The sequence below is a fragment of the Porphyromonas levii genome (genome assembly GCF_018206105.1).
GTDB classification, from domain to species: domain Bacteria; phylum Bacteroidota; class Bacteroidia; order Bacteroidales; family Porphyromonadaceae; genus Porphyromonas_A; species Porphyromonas_A levii.
Map to the genome: position 1 here is coordinate 1 of NZ_JADRGN010000035.1, position 22,844 is coordinate 22,844.

At 48.2% G+C, this 22,844-nt stretch carries 19 protein-coding genes and 1 riboswitch; of the genes, 4 read left to right on the top strand and 15 right to left on the bottom strand.

All coding sequences use genetic code 11. The features are described 5' to 3' along the window. Window positions 1-107: 107 nt before the first annotated feature. The 9 genes from IX315_RS07565 to IX315_RS07605 all read right to left on the bottom strand — a co-directional run bounded on the left by IX315_RS07565 (window position 108) and on the right by IX315_RS07605 (window position 9,821). Entirely contained in the window at window positions 108-1,313 is a 1,206-nt protein-coding gene (locus IX315_RS07565; RefSeq protein WP_211638117.1) for a sensor histidine kinase, read from the bottom strand. Further along, complete coding sequence (locus tag IX315_RS07570) at window positions 1,310-2,620, bottom strand: sigma-54-dependent transcriptional regulator (protein ID WP_134849460.1); 1,311 nt, start codon at window positions 2,618-2,620, stop codon at window positions 1,310-1,312. The genes IX315_RS07565 and IX315_RS07570 overlap by 4 nt, the downstream gene beginning before the upstream one ends. Before the next feature lie 15 nt (window positions 2,621-2,635). Further along, entirely contained in the window at window positions 2,636-3,166 is a 531-nt protein-coding gene (locus IX315_RS07575; RefSeq protein ID WP_211635768.1) for a ribosome maturation factor RimM, read from the bottom strand. Between the two features lie 2 nt (window positions 3,167-3,168). Continuing rightward, window positions 3,169-4,476 (bottom strand): UDP-N-acetylglucosamine 1-carboxyvinyltransferase, encoded by a 1,308-nt coding sequence (gene murA / locus IX315_RS07580; protein WP_018359365.1) that lies wholly within the window; start codon window positions 4,474-4,476, stop codon window positions 3,169-3,171. Continuing rightward, window positions 4,473-5,117 (bottom strand): DUF4290 domain-containing protein, encoded by a 645-nt coding sequence (locus tag IX315_RS07585; protein WP_018359364.1) that lies wholly within the window; start codon window positions 5,115-5,117, stop codon window positions 4,473-4,475. The genes murA and IX315_RS07585 overlap by 4 nt, the downstream gene beginning before the upstream one ends. Window positions 5,118-5,121: 4 nt before the next feature. Beyond that, window positions 5,122-6,468, bottom strand: coding sequence for a glucose-6-phosphate isomerase (locus tag IX315_RS07590; RefSeq protein ID WP_425325374.1), 1,347 nt, complete (start codon window positions 6,466-6,468; stop codon window positions 5,122-5,124). Continuing rightward, a complete protein-coding gene (locus tag IX315_RS07595) occupies window positions 6,469-7,473 on the bottom strand; it encodes an NAD(P)H-dependent glycerol-3-phosphate dehydrogenase (RefSeq protein ID WP_211639631.1) in 1,005 nt (334 codons plus the stop codon). Beyond that, complete coding sequence (lysS, locus tag IX315_RS07600; RefSeq protein ID WP_211639630.1) at window positions 7,466-9,007, bottom strand: lysine--tRNA ligase; 1,542 nt, start codon at window positions 9,005-9,007, stop codon at window positions 7,466-7,468. Before lysS ends, IX315_RS07595 begins: the two co-directional genes overlap by 8 nt. Before the next feature lie 172 nt (window positions 9,008-9,179). Continuing rightward, window positions 9,180-9,821, bottom strand: a complete 642-nt coding sequence (locus IX315_RS07605; protein ID WP_211635774.1) for a porin family protein — start codon at window positions 9,819-9,821, stop codon at window positions 9,180-9,182. Between the two features lie 706 nt (window positions 9,822-10,527). Then, window positions 10,528-10,635: riboswitch (TPP riboswitch) on the top strand. A 119-nt stretch (window positions 10,636-10,754) separates the two neighbouring features. On the opposite strand from IX315_RS07605, the gene IX315_RS07610 reads away from it, so the two are divergent. From IX315_RS07610 to IX315_RS07620, 3 genes are all read left to right on the top strand, one after another. Next, window positions 10,755-13,013: a TonB-dependent receptor gene (locus tag IX315_RS07610; protein ID WP_244973124.1), complete on the top strand. Its 2,259-nt coding sequence runs from the start codon at window positions 10,755-10,757 to the stop codon at window positions 13,011-13,013. Window positions 13,014-13,099: 86 nt separating this feature from the next. Continuing rightward, entirely contained in the window at window positions 13,100-14,764 is a 1,665-nt protein-coding gene (locus tag IX315_RS07615) for a dipeptidase (RefSeq protein ID WP_211837334.1), read from the top strand. A 184-nt stretch (window positions 14,765-14,948) separates the two neighbouring features. Further along, window positions 14,949-15,842, top strand: coding sequence for an MlaD family protein (locus tag IX315_RS07620; RefSeq protein WP_018359357.1), 894 nt, complete (start codon window positions 14,949-14,951; stop codon window positions 15,840-15,842). Here the strand turns inward: IX315_RS07620 and IX315_RS07625 are convergent. Next, on the bottom strand, window positions 15,839-15,976 hold the full coding sequence (locus tag IX315_RS07625) for a hypothetical protein (RefSeq protein ID WP_211837335.1): 138 nt from the start codon (window positions 15,974-15,976) through the stop codon (window positions 15,839-15,841). The two genes, IX315_RS07620 and IX315_RS07625, sit on opposite strands and share 4 nt — an antisense overlap. A 98-nt stretch (window positions 15,977-16,074) precedes the next feature. Between IX315_RS07625 and rpmH the strand changes: the two genes are divergently transcribed. After that, window positions 16,075-16,215: a 50S ribosomal protein L34 gene (gene rpmH, locus IX315_RS07630; protein WP_018358444.1), complete on the top strand. Its 141-nt coding sequence runs from the start codon at window positions 16,075-16,077 to the stop codon at window positions 16,213-16,215. 149 nt (window positions 16,216-16,364) lie between these two features. On the opposite strand, the gene IX315_RS07635 is transcribed toward rpmH, so the two are convergent. Genes IX315_RS07635 through rnr form a run of 5 tightly spaced genes read right to left on the bottom strand, consistent with a single transcriptional unit; the run spans window position 16,365 to window position 22,725 of the window. Next, the gene (locus tag IX315_RS07635) at window positions 16,365-17,852 is read right to left on the bottom strand and encodes a polysaccharide biosynthesis C-terminal domain-containing protein (RefSeq protein WP_211837336.1); all 1,488 of its coding nucleotides are present in this window, start codon (window positions 17,850-17,852) and stop codon (window positions 16,365-16,367) included. 7 nt (window positions 17,853-17,859) lie between these two features. Continuing rightward, complete coding sequence (gene ruvB / locus IX315_RS07640; protein WP_018358446.1) at window positions 17,860-18,948, bottom strand: Holliday junction branch migration DNA helicase RuvB; 1,089 nt, start codon at window positions 18,946-18,948, stop codon at window positions 17,860-17,862. A 4-nt stretch (window positions 18,949-18,952) separates the two neighbouring features. Next, a complete protein-coding gene (locus IX315_RS07645) occupies window positions 18,953-19,450 on the bottom strand; it encodes a hypothetical protein (protein ID WP_211639626.1) in 498 nt (165 codons plus the stop codon). Next, window positions 19,447-20,484 carry an AAA family ATPase gene (locus tag IX315_RS07650; RefSeq protein WP_026215677.1) on the bottom strand — a complete coding sequence of 346 codons (1,038 nt, stop codon included), beginning with the start codon at window positions 20,482-20,484 and terminating at the stop codon, window positions 19,447-19,449. The genes IX315_RS07645 and IX315_RS07650 overlap by 4 nt, the downstream gene beginning before the upstream one ends. Before the next feature lie 21 nt (window positions 20,485-20,505). Continuing rightward, complete coding sequence (gene rnr, locus IX315_RS07655; RefSeq protein WP_211837337.1) at window positions 20,506-22,725, bottom strand: ribonuclease R; 2,220 nt, start codon at window positions 22,723-22,725, stop codon at window positions 20,506-20,508. Window positions 22,726-22,844 lie beyond the last annotated feature (119 nt).

Consider the following 22,844-nt stretch of genomic DNA (forward strand, 5'->3'; position numbering starts at 1 on the left):
GCTGATATGGCGAGAAAAAACTCGTAAGAAGTAGAGCGGAGATGTGCGAGAGGCATGGTAGCGGCTATAGAAACCGTAAGTGCGTGTAAACCAATGGCAATCTGGGCTTACCAGCCTAGGGTAAAATGGGTAAGTGAGGTCTCGGAATCGGTGCGAAGACTATAAGAGAAACCATGCTGTATAAGCACTTCTTGGATAAATAAGAGTCCTATGCCCTGACCCTGGGGTTTGGTACTAAAGAATGGACTGAAGAGCTTGGTTTCGACTTCCTTAGGGATACCTACGCCATTATCGATGACTTCTAAGACGCGCTCTTGTGCCGATGTGCAAATGAGCACTCTACCCTCCGCAGGAATACTCTCAATAGCGTTTTTCACGATATTAATAATCACCTGCTCCATTAGTGGTGCATCGAGGAGGAGCTCACCTACCTCTGGGTCGAGCTGGTACTCAATCGTAATTTGCTTGGCTCCGCAGAGACTCTCAAAGAGACTTTGCTGATCCCGCAGGAGCTGATTGAGATCTATCAACTTACGCTCCACCTTAGGCACCTTGACCACATCAGCGAATCGGGAAACGAAGTTGCTCATAGAGTAGCAACGCTCTAGGCATACCCCCAGTGCCTCGGCAAGCTCGGGCTCTTCGTCTCTCAGTATCTGAGTGGAGGTATCTAGGATAGAGGTGATACCAGCTACAGAGTTATTCACCTCGTGTGCCATCATACGTATGACCTTTTCGTACGCTTTGCGCTCTGCCCTACGAACCTCCTCAGTAAGGTGCTCTATTAGGTAAAAAGAGCGCTTGAAGCCACGGTCGACAAAGGCAGCATGGGACACCTTAAATATGGAACCGTCTGTGCGGTAAAAGGTGTCGGTACCCTTAAGTGGCACTGTAGAGATATCAAATGCTGAATGTAGGGAAAACGCTCGGAGACTCTCGCCTTCGTACCCACTAGAAACCCCTAGAATCTTCTGCCCCGCAGGGTTGATTTGCACCACACGATCGTCGTAGTCGAGGACGACTACACCAAGAGGAGAGGCGTGGACTAGGAGGTCGAGAAACTCGTTTTGCTCTCTCAGCTTGAGGCGTTCTTCCTTGAGCTGCTCCATTAGTCTATTGAAGAGCTCTACAATCTCATCGGCATTGGACTGTCCTATCTTCTTGAGCCGACTACTGAAGTCCTGAGCCTTGAGGAGGTTCATACCATTGACAATTGCACGCATAGGGCGTACCGCACGACGATAGTAGAAGAAGAGCAGGACGATAAGGACTAAAGCCTGAAGAGCGCAGAGTATAACGAGGACTCGTATCATAGTCCATATTTTTCGAGCCTTCGGTAAAGAGCCGCACGACTGAGCCCCAAGGCTTTGGCTACCCGACTAAGATTGCCATTATGCAGTGCTATTTGCCGTTCTATCTCTATGCGCTCTATCTCCTCGAGCGTCTTGCCACTCTGAGTGGAGGATGCGGGCGTGGTGTGGCTCACTAGGGGGCGGAGGTCTCGAGCAGTTATGGTATCGTTGGGCGACATAAGGATAGCTCGCTCTACGAGGTTCTTAAGTTCGCGGATGTTACCCGGATAAGGCAAGCTCTGCAAGAGTACCATTGCATCATCGGCAAATGTGATGCTGCGTTTCATCTTATGGGCGAAGTGCTGTACGAGTAGCGGGATATCCTCGATACGCTCTCGGAGTGCAGGGATACGGAGCTGTATGAGGTTGATACGGAAGAAGAGGTCCTCACGGAAGATCCCCTCAGCTACCATACTACGAAGGTCGGCATTGGTGGCACTGACCACACGTACATCCACTTTCTGAGGTTTACTATCACCCAATACCTCGAAGGTCTGATCTTGGAGCACTCTCAGTAGTTTTACCTGACATGAGGCATCGAGCTCTCCTATCTCATCTAAGAATATGGTGCCACCATCTGCGAGTGAGAAGCGACCTTTACGGTCGGCATACGCATCAGTGAAGGCGCCTTTTTTATGTCCAAACATCTCGCTCTCGAAAAGGCTCTGAGAGATACCACCGAGATTGACTTTTACGAAGGGTTCTTTGCTTCGCTTACTATGCTGATGTATCGCCTCGGCTATCAGCTCCTTACCAGTGCCACTCTCTCCCGTAATCAATACGGAAGCAGTGGTAGGTGCAATGCGTGCCACGGTACGCAGTAGCTCTTGCATGGCGGGTGAGCGCCCTATGATGTTGGGGAAATTGGGGTCACTCTCTGAGTGAAGAGTCTCGGAGGAGATGCTGATGGCATTCTCTATCGTCTTGAGGAGCTGACGATTCTCCCAAGGCTTGGAGACGAAGTCAAAAGCCCCTAGCTTCATTCCCCTCACTGCCAGCTCTATACTTGCCCAAGCAGTCATCAGTATAACTGGGGAATGGGGCGCAAATATCTTGACTCTTTGGAGGAGTTCGAGCCCCTCTTCTCCTGTAGTGGAGAGGGTATAATTCATATCCATGAGTACCACCTGTGGGGCTACTCTGCGGACAATATCAAGAGCCTCTGTAGGATTGGTGGCCATAAGGACTTCATAGCCCGAACGCTTGAGAAGCAGCGAGAGCGAAGCCCTGACTGCGGAATCATCGTCTATGACCAATATAGGCTGCATAGTGAGAGGGAAAGATTAGAGATCTAATAATTCGAGAGGGAAGTCCATGGTGATGATGCGGTGGTGATCGTCGATAGACGCAATCCACTGCTCTACTAGAGGGATGGTGACTTCGGAATGATTGGGTCGCTCTATAAGGATAAGGATATTGGTAGTAGAGCTATCGATGTCCACTATTCGCCCTATAAGCTCGCCCCCAACATGCTGTAACTGATAGTTGCGAAAGGTAAGGGAGATATTGCTGTGCTCTTCGGGGAGCTCGTCTTGGTGTATCTGCGCTTCAAGACCCACAAGAGTTTCTGCATCCGTTAGGGTGTCTACGCCTTCAAAACCTATGATAAACTGTTCTCCCCCACCCCGAATACTAGCCAGCCTATAGGGGACGGGGATTTCGTCGATTAGTAAAAATAGGAATTGGGGTTCAAGCTCCTCAAAAGCCAGTGATACAAGGGCGAGGATAACCTCTCCCTGATTGCCATGGGTACGACGCACCTTGCCATAAGCAATTAGCTGCTTCGGGTCGATGGTTGGGAAGGGATTGGGCATACTTAGATACGCTTAATAATTGCCCCCAAATCATTGAGGCGCTGGTCGATAAATTGATAGCCTCGGTCTATTTGGTCGATATTATCAATACGACTAGTGCCATTGGCCGACATGGCTGCTATGAGTAGCGCAATTCCGGCACGGATATCTGGCGAAATCATATTGCCACTGCGGAGCTTAAACTTTCGATCAAGCCCTATCACAGTAGCCCTATGCGGGTCGCATAGTATTATTTGCGCACCCATATCGATGAGCTTATCGACGAAGAAGAGACGGCTCTCAAACATCTTTTGATGGATAAGGACACTCCCTCGCGCTTGAGTAGCGGTTACGAGGAGGACGCTCAAAAGGTCAGGCGTGAGCCCAGGCCAAGGGGCATCAGATATAGTGAGGATAGAGCCATCCATGAAACTATCTATCTCGTAACGCTCTTGTGCAGGGATGTGGAGGTCGTTGCCGCGCTCCTCGATAGTGATACCAAGGCGGCGGAAGGCATTGGGGATAATTCCGAGCTCTCGGGTCTCGACCTCCTTAATAGTAATCTCGGAGGAGGTCATGGCCGCCATGCCAATAAAGCTGCCTACCTCAATCATATCGGGAAGTAGGCGATGCTCGGTACCGCCTAGCTTAGCCACCCCATGAATAGTTAGGAGGTTGCTGCCTATCCCATCTATCTTGGCACCCATACGGACTAGCATTCGGCATAACTGCTGAATATATGGCTCACAGGCGGCATGGTAAATGGTGGTCTCACCCTCGGCAAGCACGGCTGCCATGATGATATTCGCCGTACCAGTGACCGATGCCTCATCGAGGAGCATATAAGTGCCTCTGAGTGGTTCCTCTACATCGATACTAAAGAGCTCCTTTTTGGTATCGTAATTCATCTTGGCACCTAGATTGATGAAGCCTTGGAAGTGGGTATCTAGCCTACGACGCCCTATCTTATCTCCTCCTGGTTTACCTATAGAAGCTTTGCCAAAACGAGAGAGGAGCGGTCCGATGAGTAGAACACTTCCTCTAAGCTTACCACTCGCCCTCAGGAAGTCTTGGGAGTATGCGAAGTCGAGATTAACATCGTCTGCCTTGAAGGTATAGGTATCAGGCGATAGCTTACGCACCTTCACACCGAGATCCATAAGGAGCTGAATCAGATTATTGACATCTAGGATATCGGGGATATTACTGATCTTGACCTCTTCATCGGTAAGTAATACTGCTGATATCACTTGCAACGCTTCATTCTTAGCACCCTGAGCAAATATCTCACCGTGGAGCTGATGCCCACCTTCTACAACAAACGAACTCATCTCTTCTTCTTTTTATTCTTATTGACCTTCCTTACCAAAAGCCCGCCATTACTAGAGAGCTGTGGTGAGGGCTGAAGTAGCTCCTTGGCCTCTGGGAGTGAGCAGATCATCTCATCGAGATAAATCTTGCCCTCAGATAGCTCAAAGAGATCTGCGAATATCTTAGCATTGGTGACCGTCTCCTTATTCCACTGGATGTAGCTACGCTTCATCTGGAGGGCGGTCTCCTTAGCAAGTGTATCTCGTTCAGCTCCCTCGGGAAGCGACAACACCTCCTCAATCATCCGCTCTACGATCTTACCATAGTGGCGATAGGCAGGCTTCGTAGCCTGCTCATTCACCATGGCGCACTTCATCTTGGTCTCGAACTCCTCTCGTGTAGTAACTACGTAAGGGAAGTCTACATCCAGCTTGAAGTCCGACATAATATATAGATGATCCCAGAGAACCTGCCAGTAGTCGTCGCGCTCCTTATCTCTGCCCGATACCATATTCATGGTCTCGATAATCGACTCGGCACACGCCTGACGTTCTTCCCTATCCTCGATGGTCAGGCAATGCTCCACCATATTCTGGATATTGCGACCGTACTCGGGAAGGATAAGAACTTTGTTCTCTGTATAATAATCTTGCTCTATCATGCTATTAGTCCAATTCGCTTACCCTAGCCTTAATTGCCTTAGACGCCTCCTCAAAACCAGGCTTATCGAGTAGGGCAAACATATTCTTCTTATACGCCTCCACCCCTGGCTGGTCAAACGGATTGACCTCCAGTAGATAGCCACTAATTCCTACCAACTTCTCGAAGTAGTAGAATAGCTGACCTATATTATAGGCATCAAGACGCTCAATACTCATCTGCACCACAGGCACTCCACCATCTAGGTGAGCCAGCATAGTGCCACGCTCCGCCTGTTTATTAACAAAGTCGATACGCTTCCCCGCGATGAAGTTCAGCCCATCCAGATTCTCCTCATCGGTAGGTATCCGACACTCCTTTTCCTGCTCCTCTACGCTAATAAAGGTCTCAAAGATGGTGCGTTCGCCTTCCTGTATCCACTGACCCATAGAGTGGAGATCGGTAGAAAAGTCCACAGCGGTTGGGAATAGCCCTTTATGCTCTTTGCCCTCGCTCTCTCCGAAGAGCTGCTTCCACCACTCATTCACGTAGTGCATCTTAGGATGGAAGTTCACGAGTATCTCTATCTTCTTGCCCGAGCGATATAGTGCCACACGGGTAGCGGCATGCTCCTCGACCATTTTAGCGCCTTCTGTTCCCAGCTGAAGCGCTTGCTCCATTGCCTGAGCTCCCCTTACGAGTGCTGTAATATCGAAACCAGCGGTAGCGATTGGCACCAATCCAACTGGCGTAAGTACGCTAAAGCGCCCACCTACATTATCAGGTATTACGTAGCTCTTATAACCCATCTTATCAGCGAGACTACGAAGTGCGCCCTTTGCTTGGTCGGTTATGGCTACGATATGTTCGCGTGCGAAGTCGGTGCCCTCTTGCTCCTCCAGTAACTGCTTCAGTAGTCTGAAAGCCACTGCAGGCTCAGTAGTGGTACCGCTCTTAGAAATATTGATGAGTCCGAACTTGCGACCACGGAGTAGCTCAAGTAACTCCGCCATATAATCCTCAGAGATATGATGCCCAGCATACAGCAGACGAGCGCCCTCAGCTGGCTTCACCTGAGCAAAGGCATCGCTCAATGCCTCTACCACAGCTTTGATACCAAGATAGGAGCCACCGATACCTATGGTCACCACGAACTCGCAATCCCTACGCAGCCTATCGGCAGTAGCCTGAATGTCTCCCAAGAAAGCATCCGTGATGCTCGATGGTAACCCTACCCAGCCTAGGAAGTCACTGCCCTTACCCTCGCCAGTAAACAAACTCTTGTGACTACTCTCTGCCAGTGGCAATAGGGTCTCGTATGTTGTCTTTACGCCATTATCTCTAAGCGCATTACCTAATCTTACCTTCATAATCTATGTCAGTTTCAAACTTAAATTCCTAAAAGTATCCTTTGCCTTCTCCTTATTGTAGAGAAGGTCATACACCGCTTCAGCTATCGGCAAGTCCACCTTATACTTCTTATTTAGCTCATTGATACACTTCGCACCATAGTAGCCCTCAGCCGTCATCTCCATTTCGGCTTGAGCTTGCTTCACCGAATAGCCCTTGCCAATCAGCGTCCCCAATGTACGGTTACGGCTATACCTACTATAGCCTGTTACTAAGAGGTCGCCCAGGTACACCGAGTCGTTGATATTTCGCTCGGCACTAGATGCCCGTGCTAGGAATCGTGCCATCTCCTTAGTAGCATTGGAGATCAATACCGCTTGGAAATTATCGCCCATCCGTAGCGATTGGCAGACGCCCGACGCTATCGCATAAATATTCTTCAGCACGCTACCCAACTCGATTCCTGTCACATCACTGCTCACCTTGCAGAAGGTATAATCACTCTGGAAGACCTTACTCAGCTGCTCTGCTCTACGCACATCGCTGCACGCCAACGTAAGGTAGCTCAGCCTATTCAGCGCTACCTCCTCGGCATGAGTAGGTCCACTGATAACGCCGATCTGCTCATCAGGTACCCCAAGAGTATCTCTAAGATAGTCCGAGATGACTACATAATCATCGGGGATAATACCCTTAATAGCATTGAGGACAAACTTGCCTTGTAGCGATCCCTTCTTCGCTTTCTCCAGAATACCCTTGATATATGGTGATGGTGTCACCAGTATCAGCGTATCCGATGCCTCCACAATACTAGGAATATCAGTAAAGAAGTCAATCCGCTCCGTATCAAATAGCTGAGTAGTAAGATAGGTGGGATTGTGCTGAGACCTACGGAACTGGCGTACGGTCTCGCCGAAACGGAAGTACCAATTGATCCGCTCCTCTCGCTCCATCACAATCTTAGCGAGTGCTGTAGCCCAGCTACCGCTACCTATGATGCCTATGCGCCCGGGCTCCCAATTATTCATTATCCTGTTGCTCTTCGCTCTTTGCCTTAATCTCTGGCTTCATCTGAGGGAAAAGGAGTACCTCTTGGATACTCTCCTGTCCTGTAAGAAGCATTACAAATCTATCCATACCGATGCCCATACCGCTCGTAGGTGGCATTCCGTACTCAAGAGCACGCACAAAGTCTTGGTCGATGATCATCGCCTCATCGTCGCCCTTCTCCGAGAGTCGCATCTGCTCACGGAATCGCTCGAGCTGGTCAATCGGATCATTTAGCTCGGAGTAGGCGTTGAGCAATTCCTTACCATTCACCATTAGCTCGAAGCGCTCAGTAAGCCCCTCCTCACTACGGTGCATCTTGGTTAGTGGCGACATCTCCACCGGATAATCGATGATATAAGTAGGCTGGATAAAGTTCTTCTCGGCTTTCTCTCCGAAGAGTTCGTCAATCAACTTACCCTTACCCATTGTCTCATCCACCTCGATACCCTGAGCCTTACAAGCTGCTCTCAGTTCCTCCTCGCTCTTGTCCTTAATATCGAAGCCTGTATACTTGAGGATAGCTTCCCGCATAGTCATCCTTGGGTAAGGTGCCTTGAAATCAATCACCTTATCACCTACCTGAGTGGTCGTAGTACCATTGACCTGAATGGCAATATACTCGAGCATCTGCTCAGTCATCTCCATCATCCAATTGTAGTCGGTATAAGGTACGTACACCTCCATAGCGGTAAACTCTGGGTTGTGTGTACGGTCCATTCCCTCATTACGGAAGTTCTTGCTAAACTCATACACGCCATTGAACCCGCCTACAATCAGGCGCTTCAGATACAACTCATTGGCGATACGCAAATATAGTGGTATATCGAGCGCATTGTGATGTGTCACAAACGGACGAGCCGAAGCGCCCCCAGGGATACTCTGTAGTATAGGGGTCTCGACCTCTAGGTAACCGCGAGCATCAAGGAACTCCCTCATGGCCTTAAACGTCTTGGTACGCTTCACGAATATATCTCTCACACGAGGGTTTACCACAAGGTCGACATACCTCATGCGATAGCGCTGCTCTGGATCGCTAAATGCGTCGTACACCACACCATCCTTCTCCTTCACTACTGGGAGTGGGCGAAGTGTCTTAGATAGAATCTTTAGCTCCTGCACATGTATAGAGACCTCACCCATCTTGGTACGGAATACAAAGCCCTTTACCCCAATAAAGTCACCGAGATCCAATAGCTTCTTGAATACCGTATTGTATAGTTCCTTATCCTCTCCAGGAGCAATATCATCACGAGTCACATAGAGCTGGATACGACCAGTAGAATCTTGTAGCTCGCAGAAAGAGGCTTTACCCATCACGCGGCGCATCATCATACGCCCTGCCATAGACACCTCCCTCACGGGAGCATCGTCCTGAAAGTTTGCTACAACCTCATCAGCATAACCTGTAACTACAAACTCCTCTGCAGGATAAGGGTTAATCCCCATATCCTTTAGCTTCTGAAGACTCTCCCTCCTCAATACTTCCTGCTCGCTTAGCTCTCTTGTACTCATATATCTCTTTATAATATAAATGCAAATCAATAGCACCCTTTGGGCACACCATACACTTTGCCACAAATTTACCCAAAATAATCGACTATATCCGTAAGGGCACAATATATAAAAAGGAGACTCGCCCCTATGCAGGACGAGCCCCCTTGTCTCTATTACGCTAATCCGTAGATTAGAAGCGGTAACCTAGGGTAACGAAGAAGCTAGTGTTATTATTCTTCGTACCAGCCTTGATACCTAGGATATCAATATCAGGAGTGATGTCGTAAAGACCTACCTGAGTACCTACAGTAAGCATAATACGGCTGTACTCTACACCAGCACCTACCTGGAGACCCCAGTCGAAAGCACGTAGACCGCCAATCTCCTTACCTAGGATGGTTGTCTTCTTGAATGGGTTGTAGGTATCAGTCTTATCACCATACTTTGCAGAGCCACCAACACCGTAAGCTAGATATGGACCAGCGTTAACGAAAGCGTTGAGCCTGCTGTCTACATCAAAACGTAGGTTAGCTAGGATAGGAAGGTCTACATAGTAGTAAGAATTTCTAACCTTCTCCTTATCACCATAAGCAACACCCTTCATAGAGAAGTTAAGACCTGGCTGAACACTTAGCTGCATGGTACCACTAGTAAGTACAGGCACATCAATTGCAACACCAGCGCGAGCGCCTGAAGCGATCTTAGCGTTATCAAAACCAGTAACCTTCGAACCCTGATAACCAGCGCTTACGATAATACCTGGGCGTGACTGTGCCATCGCACCAATAGCGAAAAGTGAGCTCACAAGAGCTGCAAAAATAATCTTCTTCATAAATGTCAAATTCAAAAATTAAACATAGGAGAGCCCTACTCTATATAAGTCGAGGCTTCATCCCCTTAGCAATCGAAAGCAAATGTAGGGATAAAAAAAGTAAAGTTGAGTAGAATCCGTCAACATTAACACACATTAAACGACCATTTAACGACTTAGCAAATATTTAATGAATTACACTACTATACACTTGATAATCCTAACTCAAAAGTCAACCACTCAGTACGCATAGTCAAGCAAACTAGTACGTAGAAGTCAATAGACCAGTAAAAATCAGGCTCATAGGGGCAAGCTGACAGTCGAATCTATTCGACAAAAGTCAACTATTCCAGTAAGTAAAACACATAAGAAATACACTCTACATGCACCTTTGATAGACACCGCACGAGCCATCTCCCCAGAGTCCATGAACCGCCTCTAGTATAGGCAAGACCATTTAATATATACTAATTGACGCATTTGATATATATTAATTACCCCAATTAGTATATATTAAATTTGTCAATTAGTATATATTAAATGGTCATACACTCTACCAAGCTGGTTCAAGCCACTGGTATAGAGCGTCCTATGGATAGGGGCATCAGGTTTATCTCGATAATGTGCTATTGGAGAAATAGAGCCGTTGCCCGAGTGACTAAAAAGAGTTAGCTTTGCGCTGCAATAAAGCAGCATAGGTGGCTTACTTATACTGCGCATCTATTTATTCTCTCGCAAGGGGTGCCGCTCTGAAGCTCGCTTCAAGGGTAGCTGAGATAAGACCCTCCGTACCTATTCGGATAATGCCGATGTAGGGATGCGATTGTCGGAACCGCTCCTGTAGGGTCGACCAATCCTTTTATCTTATCCTCCCCATACCGAGTAGCCTAAATAGCTACAGATAGTAGGTCACAAGTATTAGTAATGCTATACAGAATGATAAAGGATAGATTTATGACAAAGATTCACACTTTAGCCAAGCAAAGGCTTCCCGGAATGGCTTCCCTACTGATGATAGGGGCTCCTACTGCGCTTTGGGCACAGGAGCAGGTACAAATGGAGCACAAACTGGATGAGCTCGTCATCGTGGGTACTCGCCCAGGGGAGCGCACACCTATTACTAAACAGAAGATAAAGGTCAAAGCCCTTCAGCGCAAGACCACAGCATGGGATATACCTTCCCTATTACAAGGTACCCCTTCGCTCATCACCACAAATGAGAGTGGTGTATTTGGCGGCTATACCTACTTCTCGATTAGAGGGGTAGACCCTACGAGAGTTAATATCACGGTGAATGGAGTTCCTGTAAACGACTCTGAGAGCCAGACGGTATTCTGGGCAAATATGCCCGACTTTGGTTCGCGCCTTCAAGACATCGTCGTGGTGCGTGGTGCCGGTGCTTCTTCTTTTGGCGCAGGCGCTTTTGGTGCCACTATGGATATGCAGACCGCTATGCCCTCTCGCAAGGCAGGTGGTAGCATAGGCACCTACTGGGGTTCTTTTGGGCTCAATCGTAATGTACTCAGCCTAGAGACGGGCAAACTAAGCAGTGGATGGAGCCTAAATGGTTACCTCTCTTACATCCAGAGCAAGGGATATGTAGATAGGTCGGGTGGTCATGGTCTCTCCTACTTTGCCCAAGCTAGGTATGAGGCAGATAAGTACGACTTCCGCCTCATACACCACCGTGGCATTCAGCAGACAGGGATTGCATGGAACGGGCTAGAGCCTCAGCAAGAGAAGAAATATGGTAGGAGGTTCAACCCTGCAGGGTGGATCAATACGGACGAAGCGGATCCAGCCAAGCATCAGTTCCACAATAATACCGACAACTACGACCAGAGCCATACCTACGCTATATTCCGCCGTTTCCCACAAGACAACTTCAAGTACGAAGTCACCCTACATTACACTTGTGGCAAGGGTTTTACCCACGAATATCGTACTGGTCGGAAGTACCGAGAATACGGACTGGTACCAGCTACAGATAAGCGCAAAAACACACTCATCAGGGAGAAGTACCTAGATAATCACTTCTTCGGTGGAAATGCCAACTTCGGTTACAGCTTTAGCCGTGCTAGACTCTCTGCAGGATTCTCTGCCAACCACTATATAGGCGACCACTATGGCGAGCTCCCTTATGTAGCTGACCCAACTGTCGCATACGTACCCAACCAAGAGTATTACCGTAATCACTCCACTCGTACCGATGCATCTATCTACGTGAAGGGAGAGTTCGACCTCTCCGAGAGACTCATGCTCTACACTGATGTAATGTATCGCCACGTATATGCTGTGATGACTGGCTCTACTGATAAGTGGAGCGACCACGATGGTAAGCTCGATATCTTGGATTACAAACTGCCTTACAACTTCGTACTCCCAAAGGTAGGACTACACTTCCGCCCCAATAGCGCAAGCAACCTGTACCTATCGCTTGCCACTGCGGGCAAGGAACCCAATCGTAAGGTGTATACCGAGAGCCGCCAATACGACGAGGAGGGCAAGCAGATAATGCCACAGCCAGAATACATGGCAGATATTGAGCTGGGTGGCGACTGGCGCTACCGCAACCTCTCTCTATTCGCCAACCTCTACTATATGCACTATAAGAACCAATTGGTACAGAATGGCAAGATGAGTGACGTAGGTGAACCACTCCTAATCAATGTACCTAAGAGCTATCGCGCAGGACTTGAGCTTGGCTTCAATTGGGCAATTACGCCTCAGATCGTCTTGGCAGCAAATGGTACCCTCTCAAGCAATAGAGTGCTGGAGCACACCCATATTGAGTACAACACTACTACTAAAAAGCCAGAGGTAACGAAGCTCAATAATACACCTCTTGCACTGAGCCCCGAATGGCTCTTCAACCACTCCCTCACTTGGATGCCTATAGATAGGCTATCCCTAGCACTGAGTGGCACATACGTGGGCAAGCAGTTCCTAGATAACACGGGCTTTGAGAGCCGCGCGCTCCCTGCCTACTACACGGGCTCCTTTATGGCTAATTATGCTGTCCCATTTAGCAACGGGCAAGAGCTAGCACTACAGCTGCAGGTGCTCAACCTATATAACAGCACTTACGCGACCAATGGTTGGGCTGGGGGCTATGCCGAAGTACAGGATGGTAAGCTACAGCGCAAGGCCTGGACAGGCTACTTCCCAGCAGCTCCAATCCACTTTGTAGCTGGTGCTACACTTACCTTTTGATAGAGATATTCTTGTCCATAACGAGGATTATGATTATCTTGACGTCGATTTTGTAAATATCACACACATTATAATTAACTCATACGATGAAGAGAACTCTTTGGAAGGTAGCTGCCTTCTTGGGCATTACCGCTGTAGGAGCGAGCGTCACCGCAGATGCTTGTTCGGATCTGATTGTAGGACCTAAAGCCTCTGCGGATGGCAGCATATACATCAGCTATGCAGCTGATAGCCATACGCTCTATGGCGCATTATACCACTGGCCAGCTGCGACATGGACTACGGGTAGTATGCTCGACGTTACCGAGTGGGACTCCGGCATGTATACCGGCAAGATAGCTCAGGTAGAGCGCACCTACAATGTAGTGGGCAATATGAATGAGAAGCAGGTAGCTATCACCGAGAGCACCTGGGGCGGCTGCGATGTATGCCAGAAGACAGAGGGACTGATGGACTATGGTAGCCTTATCTATATCGCACTCCAGCGCTCTGCTAGCGCCAGAGAGGCAATCAAGGTGATGACTAGCTTGGTAGACACTTATGGCTACAAGAGCAGCGGAGAATCCTTTACCATCGCCGATAAGAACGAAGTCTGGGTTATGGAGATGATTGGTAAGGGCGCTGGCGAGAAGGGTGCCGTATGGGTGGCTATCCGTATCCCCGACAACGCCATATCTGCGCATGCCAACCAAGCACGTATTCAACAGATACCTTTCAAGGATAAGGCAAACTGTATGTATAGCCCCGACGTAGTAGACTTCGCTCGTAAGAAGGGTCTCTACAAGGGTACCGACGCAGACTTTAGTTTCCAAAAAGCCTACAACCCATACGACTTCGGCGGTCTCCGTGGTTGTGAAGCACGTGTATGGTCTTTCTTCAATCGCTTTGCCGATGGTATGGACAAGTACCTCCCCCTAGTGATGGGCAATGAGCCTGATGCAGAGCCTATGCCTCTGTATGTGGTGCCTAACCGCAAGCTATCTCTCGCCGATGTGCAGAACATGATGCGTGACCACTACGAGGGTACTCCTATGGATATGACAAAGGATCCAGGTGCTGGCCCTTACAAGGTGCCATACCGCTGGAGACCTATGAACTTCGAGGTAAATGGTCAGACGTATGTCAATGAGCGTGCTATCGCTACGCAGCAGACTGGCTTCGTACTCGTGGCTCAGCTTCGCAAGGATTTGCCCGACTACGTGGGCGGTATCCTTTGGTTTGGCGTAGACGATGCAGATATGACGCTCTTCAAACCAATGTACACCTCTATGACTCGTATCCCTTGGAGCTTTAGCGAGGAGAATGGCTCGATGACCAAGTTCTCATGGACTTCTGCCTTCTGGATGCACAACTGGGTAGCCAATATGGCGTATGGCAAGTATAGCTATATGATTGAGGATATCCGCAAGGAGCAGCAGCGCATTGAGGGACAATGGCAGGCTATGCAACCAATTGTGGAGAAGCAGGCTATGGCTATCGCAAAGGATCAGGGCGAAGCCGCTGCCGTGGAGTTCCTTACCAACTACTCTTGTAACATCGCAGATCAGTCTACCAGTGACTGGAAGAAGCTCGGTGAGTATCTGATGGTGAAGTACATCGATGGCAATGTCAAGATAGAGAAGGACGGCAAGTTTGCAGAGGAGCACGGCATAGTAGTCTTCCCTAAGCAACCAGGCTATAGCCAGGAGTACTATGACCAGGTAGCTGCAGGTGAGAATGTAGAGCACCTCAAAGTACCGGGTAAGAAGTAATCCACACCCTAGCGGACAGAGGATAAGTGGCTATGCAGCGGTGCTGTGTAGCCACTTATTATTTTGCCTTCGGCAGTCTACACATTGATAATATGGTGTGGGATAACAAAGACTGTTACTCATTACGATGGTATATATCTACTTTTTCTGTAAGTTTGCCCGTAGATAATAGTTCAATAGTTATATGGATAAGAGCTTCGACCATAGGCAAAAAGCAATACTAGCGGGCGTGACGACCATCACTACATTGCTGATGTTTTACTTCGGATTCAACTATCTCAAGGGCATAAACATATTCAGTAAAAACGTCAGTTACTATGCAACCTTCGACAATATACAGGGTGTGGATAGATCTACTAAGGTGTACGTCAATGGCTACCGTGTAGGAAATGTTAGGAAGATTAACTTCGACTACGAAGGCTTCAATGGAGCTGTCGTAGAGCTATCACTAGACTCCTCTCTAAAGATTCCGCGCGGATCAAAACTGGTTATTAAGAATAACCCTCTGGGCGGTGGCTCCATCACGCTACTACTACCCGAGCAGATTACCGATTATCTCGCAAAAAACGACACCTTAAGAGGTGAACAAGCGACAGATATGATGGCTAAGCTAACGGATGAACTTATACCTAATCTTAATGCCGCAGTACTATCGCTCGACACACTAGTGGGGAGTGTGGATGGCTTGGTTAAGAATCCAGATATCACAAAGACACTAGCGCAGCTTAATGCTACCACAAGTGCCCTACAGGGGTCATCAGTAAAAATCAATCACATGATGGATAGACAGGTGCCCGAGATTATGAGTAATGTGGAGCGCTCTACGGAGTCGATTCAGAAGGTTGCGGGACAGGTGGCGAACGCGAACATAGAGAAGACGCTCGCAGAGTTTACACAAGTGGTCAGCGATCTCAAGAAGCTATCGGGGCAATTGGCAAATGAGGATAGTAGCCTAGGGCTATTGCTCAATGATAAGGGGCTCTATCAGAGATTGGACGCTGCGGCACTCTCTGCCGATAGTCTACTGAAGGACATCCAGAAGAACCCCAAACGCTACGTTAGTTTCTCGGTATTTTAGTCTCGAAGAACGTAGACCGACCTCTTGGCATAACCATCACGACTATGAGCAAGATTACCCCCTATCAATACTCCTCTGCAGAGCATCAGTTGCCGCTCAGTAGAGGAGTATTTGTCGTCTATTACACTACTCATTGCGGAATTGGCTTCCGTAATAATTTGGGCAGTTGTTTTTTTTTGTGTACCTTTGCCCCACGTTTTAAGAAATATAGAAGTTTTTAAAGGATAGAGTAATGAAGAGGACATATCAACCTTCGGTAAGAAAAAAGGTAAATAAGCATGGCTTCCGCGCTCGTATGGCTACTGCCAATGGTAGACGTGTACTTGCAGCTCGCCGTGCTAGGGGACGCAAAAGGCTTACTGTCTCTGCTTAAGAGATAGCCTAGGGGGATTATCTAAAAATAGGGCATACATCAGCAGATGTGTGCCCCGTTTTTGTATTTGGATAGTTCACTAGGTACGACGGGCTACTGTGCACTAAGGCATAGCCCTCTTGAACCGCAACTAGGGGGCAGGACAAGCCCTACCGCCCTAGTGTACGCTTTAGCATCGCTTTGAGTTCTGGTGTGAAGAAGGCAACGGTGATCCCAATAAACAGAAGCAGCAATGCCCCTCTCACCGCAAGCGTAACCCAGAGATTGGGAAGCTCTATCGCCATGCCTACCACATAAAAGATAGCTCCGATGACGAGGTGTAATATATTCTTGCCTGTGTCGTAAGGTATCGGGAAGAGCTTCTGACCTAAGAAATAGGAAAGTAGGAGCATCACCGCATTACACGCAAAGGCACTCCAAGCAGCAGCAATAATGCCATAGCGAGGGATGCCCCATAGGATAATAGCAATAGTAGTTACCAGTCCGATAATCGAGAAGGTCGCTCCATAGTGTGTGCGGTCGCTTATCTTGTACCACACAGAAAGGTTATAATAAATACCGAAGAGTATTTCGCTCGCCATCACCACAGGCACTACCACGAGCCCACTATAGTAATCGGGCGACACGATGTGCTTAAACAAGTCAATACCGTACATAACCCCGAGGAAGATGAGTAGCCCGAAGAAGATAAAGTAGTTCATGGCAACCCTGTACGCATCATACCCATCCTTAGCTTTCATCTTGGAGAAGACAAAAGGGTCGTAGGCAAATCGGAACGCCTGGATAAACATCACCATCACCACTGCTATCTTGAGGTTACCTCCGTAGATACCGAGCTGCGTCATGCCCTCCACGCGATCGGGATAGAGCGAAGGTATCAATATCTGTCCAGCCATCTTATTGAATATCCCTGCTAATCCCAAGAGTACCAAAGGCAGAGAGTAAGAGAGGAGCGGGCGAACAAGCGACTTATCAAACCCTCTTCGTGCATCCTTCAACACGGGCAACATAGCTAGGCACTCAATCCCCGACGCTAGTAGGTTAGAGATAAAGATATACCCCACACCTAGATTAACCTGATAAAGCCATGCGGGTAGCGCTACACCTTGGGACAACAACCATGGGCAGAGCACGAAGAAGAAGAGATTAAAGAGGATGTTGAGCATGATAAAGAGAAACTTATAGAAAGCAAACCTTAACGGCCTACGCTGATACCTTATGTATGCGAAGGGAACAGACATAAGGGCGTCTAGCATCAGGATAACGACAAACATAGTGATATACTCGGGGTGATCCGCATATCCCAGCCCCGCAGCTATATTGCCACCCAGGGCAATACCGACCAAACCGAAGATGGCAACCGCTATGCCCACCAGCTTAGTCGTAGTGGCAAAAACCCGCTTTGGCTCATCGCTTGTATTGATAAAGCGGAATAGCCCCGTCTCCATCCCAAGTGTAAGTACCACGAGTACGACACTCACCCACGCATATAGGTTAGTTACAATACCGTATTCTGCGCTATCAGCCAGCACCCTTATATAGAAAGGTGCTAGCAACCAGTTGAGGAACTTACTGACAATATTGGTAGCACCGTAGATTACAGTGTCCTTTGCCAACCCCCGCATGCCTGATGCCATATATCTCTTACTCTATATCGTCGAAGAAACCTTTCGGACTCCGTGGGCGCAACTCCTTACCCAGATGTTCATAGGCTAGGCGAGTCACCTCACGCCCTCTAGGAGTTCGCTTCATAAATCCTTCTTTGATGAGGAATGGTTCATATACATCCTCCACAGTCCCTGGGTCTTCCCCTATCGCCGTAGCAATAGTCCCAATCCCCACGGGACCACCATCAAACTTATCTATAATTACATTCAGTATCTTGTGGTCTATCTGATCCAGACCGTGCCTATCGATATTGAGTGCCTCCAGTGCATAAGTCGCAATATCGTGCTGTATACGCCCCGTCCCTTTCACTTGTGCATAATCGCGCACTCGTCTCAAGAGTGCGTTGGCAATACGAGGCGTGCACCTACTGCGCTGAGCTATCTCTTGTGCCGCTACTTCATCACAAGGCACTCCGAGGATGCTCGCACTCCTCAGCACAATTCCCTTGAGTGTTTCGCTATCGTAGTACTCCAAGTGCATATTGATACCGAACCTAGCCCTCAGTGGTGCCGTAAGTAGCCCACTTCGGGTAGTAGCACCAATAAGGGTAAAGGGGTTCAGATCAATCTGAATACTCCGTGCTCCAGGTCCTTTGTCTATCATGATATCGATGCGGAAATCCTCCATAGCCGAATAGAGGTACTCCTCTACCACAGCAGGCATACGGTGAATTTCATCAATAAATAGCACATCATTAGGTTCCAAAGACGTAAGTACACCCGCAAGATCACCCGGCTTATCCAGCACCGGACCCGAAGTAACCTTAATATGCACCCCTAGTTCATTGGCAATAATCTGCGAAAGCGTAGTCTTTCCTAACCCTGGAGGTCCATGCAAGAGCACGTGATCCAGCGACTCTCCACGCAGCTTAGCAGCCGCCACAAAGACCTCCAGATTTTCTACTACCGAAGGTTGCCCTTGGAAGTCACCAAAGGAGGCAGGGCGAAGAGCAAAGTCCTTATCCTCCTCTACACGCACCAACTGCTCCGCAGGAGTATTGCCCCGCTCCACACCACGGATATCAAACTCCTCCAGCCCCTCAATAATCCTCTCCTCGTCCTTCATTAGTTCAAATCTTCGTGATTGTACCCCATTTACTTAAATCACTATTAGCCCAAGTTTCTGCGTTTACAACAAATACGTCTTCAATATAATTCTTCTTCCACCTCATAGGCATCTTCTTTGGAAAAGCTTCAGTTCTCAACACTCTTTGAGATTGCATCAATAGCGCAGAATCAAAGTCAAGTAAGCAAATGTAGTAACACCTAGGCGTCAAAGCGTCCTCGCAATATCTGTAGATGTAAGAGTCTCTATACTTATACTTCAAGTCGTCATAAAAATTCCGCTTTGCCTGTTTGCTTTCTTTGCTCTCTAAGCTATTGGTTGCATTCTTATTGGCTCGCTCTTCTTTAATCTCAATAAACAAGGTCGTTTCATCATTAAGATCAACCACGACATCTACAGCTTTCATGCAATGACTAAAGCCATGTTCCACCCCATCAAACTTAATAATTTGCTTTGCTTTTGGGAAGTCGAAACGATAACCATCAGTAGTCAGCGTACTCATTTTTCAATATCAAGCCTACTATTTATTTCACGAGCCAAAAGGCTATCAAATGCCTCATCAATAGAATTGGGGGCAACTTCAGAAAAGTCATCAAATGTAGCAGCACTCACGGCTCCACTATCCGAACGATAAAGACTATAAAACTTTGACGTAGAAGAACTAGACTGAGCGAACTCGAGCTCCTTAAGGAATACATAATCATGAGTAGCTACAAATATCTGTACACCCATCTCTGCCAATGCCATCAATATCTCTACCACTGTCTTGGATAGCTTAGGATTGAGGTTCGCCTCGGGTTCATCCCAAAAGAGGATACTTCCCTTGGTTAACGACTCATTTTGTATCAATAGGTACAACAGTCCTAATCGACGATACCCCTCAGCTAGCAGGGTAAATTCTAGTGTCCCTTTACCCAAAGTCCCATCACTAGGCATTGATAGATAAAACTGTTCATCTTTTACTACCACTCTACCTTCTATAGACCTCTGAAGTATCTTCAGAAGTTTATTCTGCTGAGGAGTTTTTCGCCCTCTCGTAGCTGGGAGATAGGCCCGATTTAGAATATCCACATATATCTCCTCCCATTGTAGCTCCCTGTGCTCATATAGGGATTTGAACCCAGGAGCAATAGCCAGCATATCCTTCACGGGGATATACACGGCTGGATTCCTCATATCCTTACGCCAAGTCCCGTCTGTAACGTCACACTTATTCAGAGTAGTTACTTCACAAACTATATTTGACGACCTAGAACCAGCCTGATCTTGCCGAGTAATACTGAAACGTCCCTTATTTCTTCCCACAGATCTTCTCACCAAACGACCAATCGAGTCAGGAAGGAAAACGCTTGATAACTTTTGCTCCAATGTACTTGTCTCTCGAATATCTATAACAGAGCACGCAGAGTACAATACTTTCATTATATGCGTTTTACCCGTAGAGTTTTGCCCTAATAGGACATTAATCCCTGGTGAGAACTCCAGTTTCAAGTCCTCAAAGGCAGTGAAATTTTGGAAACGAACAGATTTTATCATACCCCATAAAGGTTTAACTGTTTACGAAAGTAGTTCGAAGTCGAGCTGCCTACGGTCTAGATCGGTAGCTGCTACACGTACCGTCACCTTATCTCCTAGTGAGAAACGGCGCTTAGTATTGTACCCCACCAAAGAGTAAGTACGTTCGTCCAGCTCGTAAAAGTCATCGTCCAAGTCGCGGATAGGCACCAAGCCCTCACAGCCATTAGCTTCTAGCTCCACGAAGATGCCAAACTCCTTCACACCACTCACCACACCATCAAAGACCTCTCCCAAGTGACCTTGCATGTACTCTACCTCCTTGTACTTAATAGAAGTGCGCTCAGCCTCTGCCGCCTTGCGTTCCTGATCAGAGTCGTACTTACAGATCTCCTCCAGCTCCGCCTTATCCATACTCTTGCCACCTGCCATATAGCGTGTGAGCAACCTATGCACCATCATATCTGGATGCCTACGGATAGGACTTGTAAAGTGCGTATAATACTCAAAGGCTAGCCCATAGTGCCCGATGTTATCGGTCTGGTAAATCGCCTTAGCCATAGTCCGAATCGTCAAGGTCTCTATCAGTTCCGCCTCAGGCTTGCCATGTACCTTCTCCAGAAGGTCATTGAGCGCCTTGGCTATCATCTCTGGGGTTCCTGTTGTCCTTAGCTTATAGCCAAGTCTACCCACAAACTCAGCAAGGTCGGCGAGCTTCTCCGCATCAGGGGTGTCATGCACACGGTAGACAAAACTAGGTGCATTATCGCCCCTCATGGTAGCGACATGCTCTGCCACCGTCCTATTTGCGAGCAACATAAACTCCTCTATCAATTTATTCGCCTCTAGTGGCTCTTTTACATAAACCTCTATCGGCTTGCCCTTCTCATCTAGTCTGAAAGCCAATTCAGAGCGCTCAAAAGCAATCGCACCCAGCGTCATTCTCTGTGCGCGCAGCTGCTTTGCCAAGCCATTGAGGGTTAGGATAACCGAACTCATATCACCTAGTGCGCCCTCTATCATTGCCTGCGCCTCCTCGTATGCCAAGCGTGCGTCGCTATGAATCACCGTACGTGTAATCTTATAGTCCAGTATATGCGCCTTGTCATCTAGCGTAAAGATGACCGAGTACGCAGGGCGATCCACATTAGGTCTCAGTGAACAGAGGTCATTGCACAATCGTTCGGGCAGCATGGGCACCGTCCTATCCACAAGGTAGACACTCGTAGCCCTACTTGCCGCTTCACGGTCTATCACATCATCGGGCAAGACATAGGCAGTGACATCTGCAATATGCACACCGACCTCCCACCTGTCTTGTCCTAGCGACTTGAGCGATAGCGCATCGTCAAAGTCCTTTGCAGTCTCAGGGTCTATCGTAAGTGTTGGCACATCGCGATAATCGAGCCTATTGTACTCTTCCTTGTACGCCATCTTTTCATCCAGTTGGTTGGCATAAAGCTCCACCTCCTCGGGATAACTGATTGGCAAACCATACTCCGCTAGTATCGCATGCATCTCCGTATCATTATCCCCCGGCATACCGATTACCAATAGCACCTCTCCGAGTGGGTTCTTAGCCCGTTCTGGCCATTCTAGCACACGCACCACCACCTTTTCGCCATCCTTTGCGCCATTGAGCTTATCCATCGGCACAAAAATATCATTGGCGAGCTTGTTGCTCTCGGTAAGTAGGAAAGCTACATTATTCTTGATCGAGAGGACACCAACAAAATTGGCCTCAGCTCGCTCTAGCACCTCCACAATCTCCCCTTCGGGAAGTTGACCACGCCGTGTAGCTAGGCGGTTCATCACCACCCTATCCCCATCCATCGCATTTCCGGTATTGCGCTCAGCAATGCGAATAGGTTCGCCACCGCCATCAGGGTAAAACATATTGTGTCCCTTGCCTGCCTTTCGGCGCAGTACGCCCTCCATCTTCTGCTTAGGGGGCAGATAACGGTACCTATTGGGCATAGTATCGGGCACCAGTACCCTCTCCCTTGCCAGTTGCTCAATGGCTTCACGCACCATCTCTATAGCGAGATCGCCCTCGGCACCCACGCCAAGCGCCACCTGCTTGTAGTCCGCAGCCTCACCCTTAGTGTTTCTAAAATATTGCAGCACCAGACCTCTCACCTGAGCCACACCACGCTTGCTGCCAGCCTGTGCGGTCTCCCTCCTATCATGCTTGCGACCTCTTGGAGCTACTTTACTAGATCTCCGTCCGCGCTTAGCCTGTACTTTCTTTCTCTTACTCATAATCTATCTAATACCTCCCACCACAAAGATACAAAAAGTTTACCCGTATCGGTCAATAACAATAGACAGTTGTCGGCAGTCGTCACTTTAATGCCAAATAGTCCTCTCCTACCCCGTAA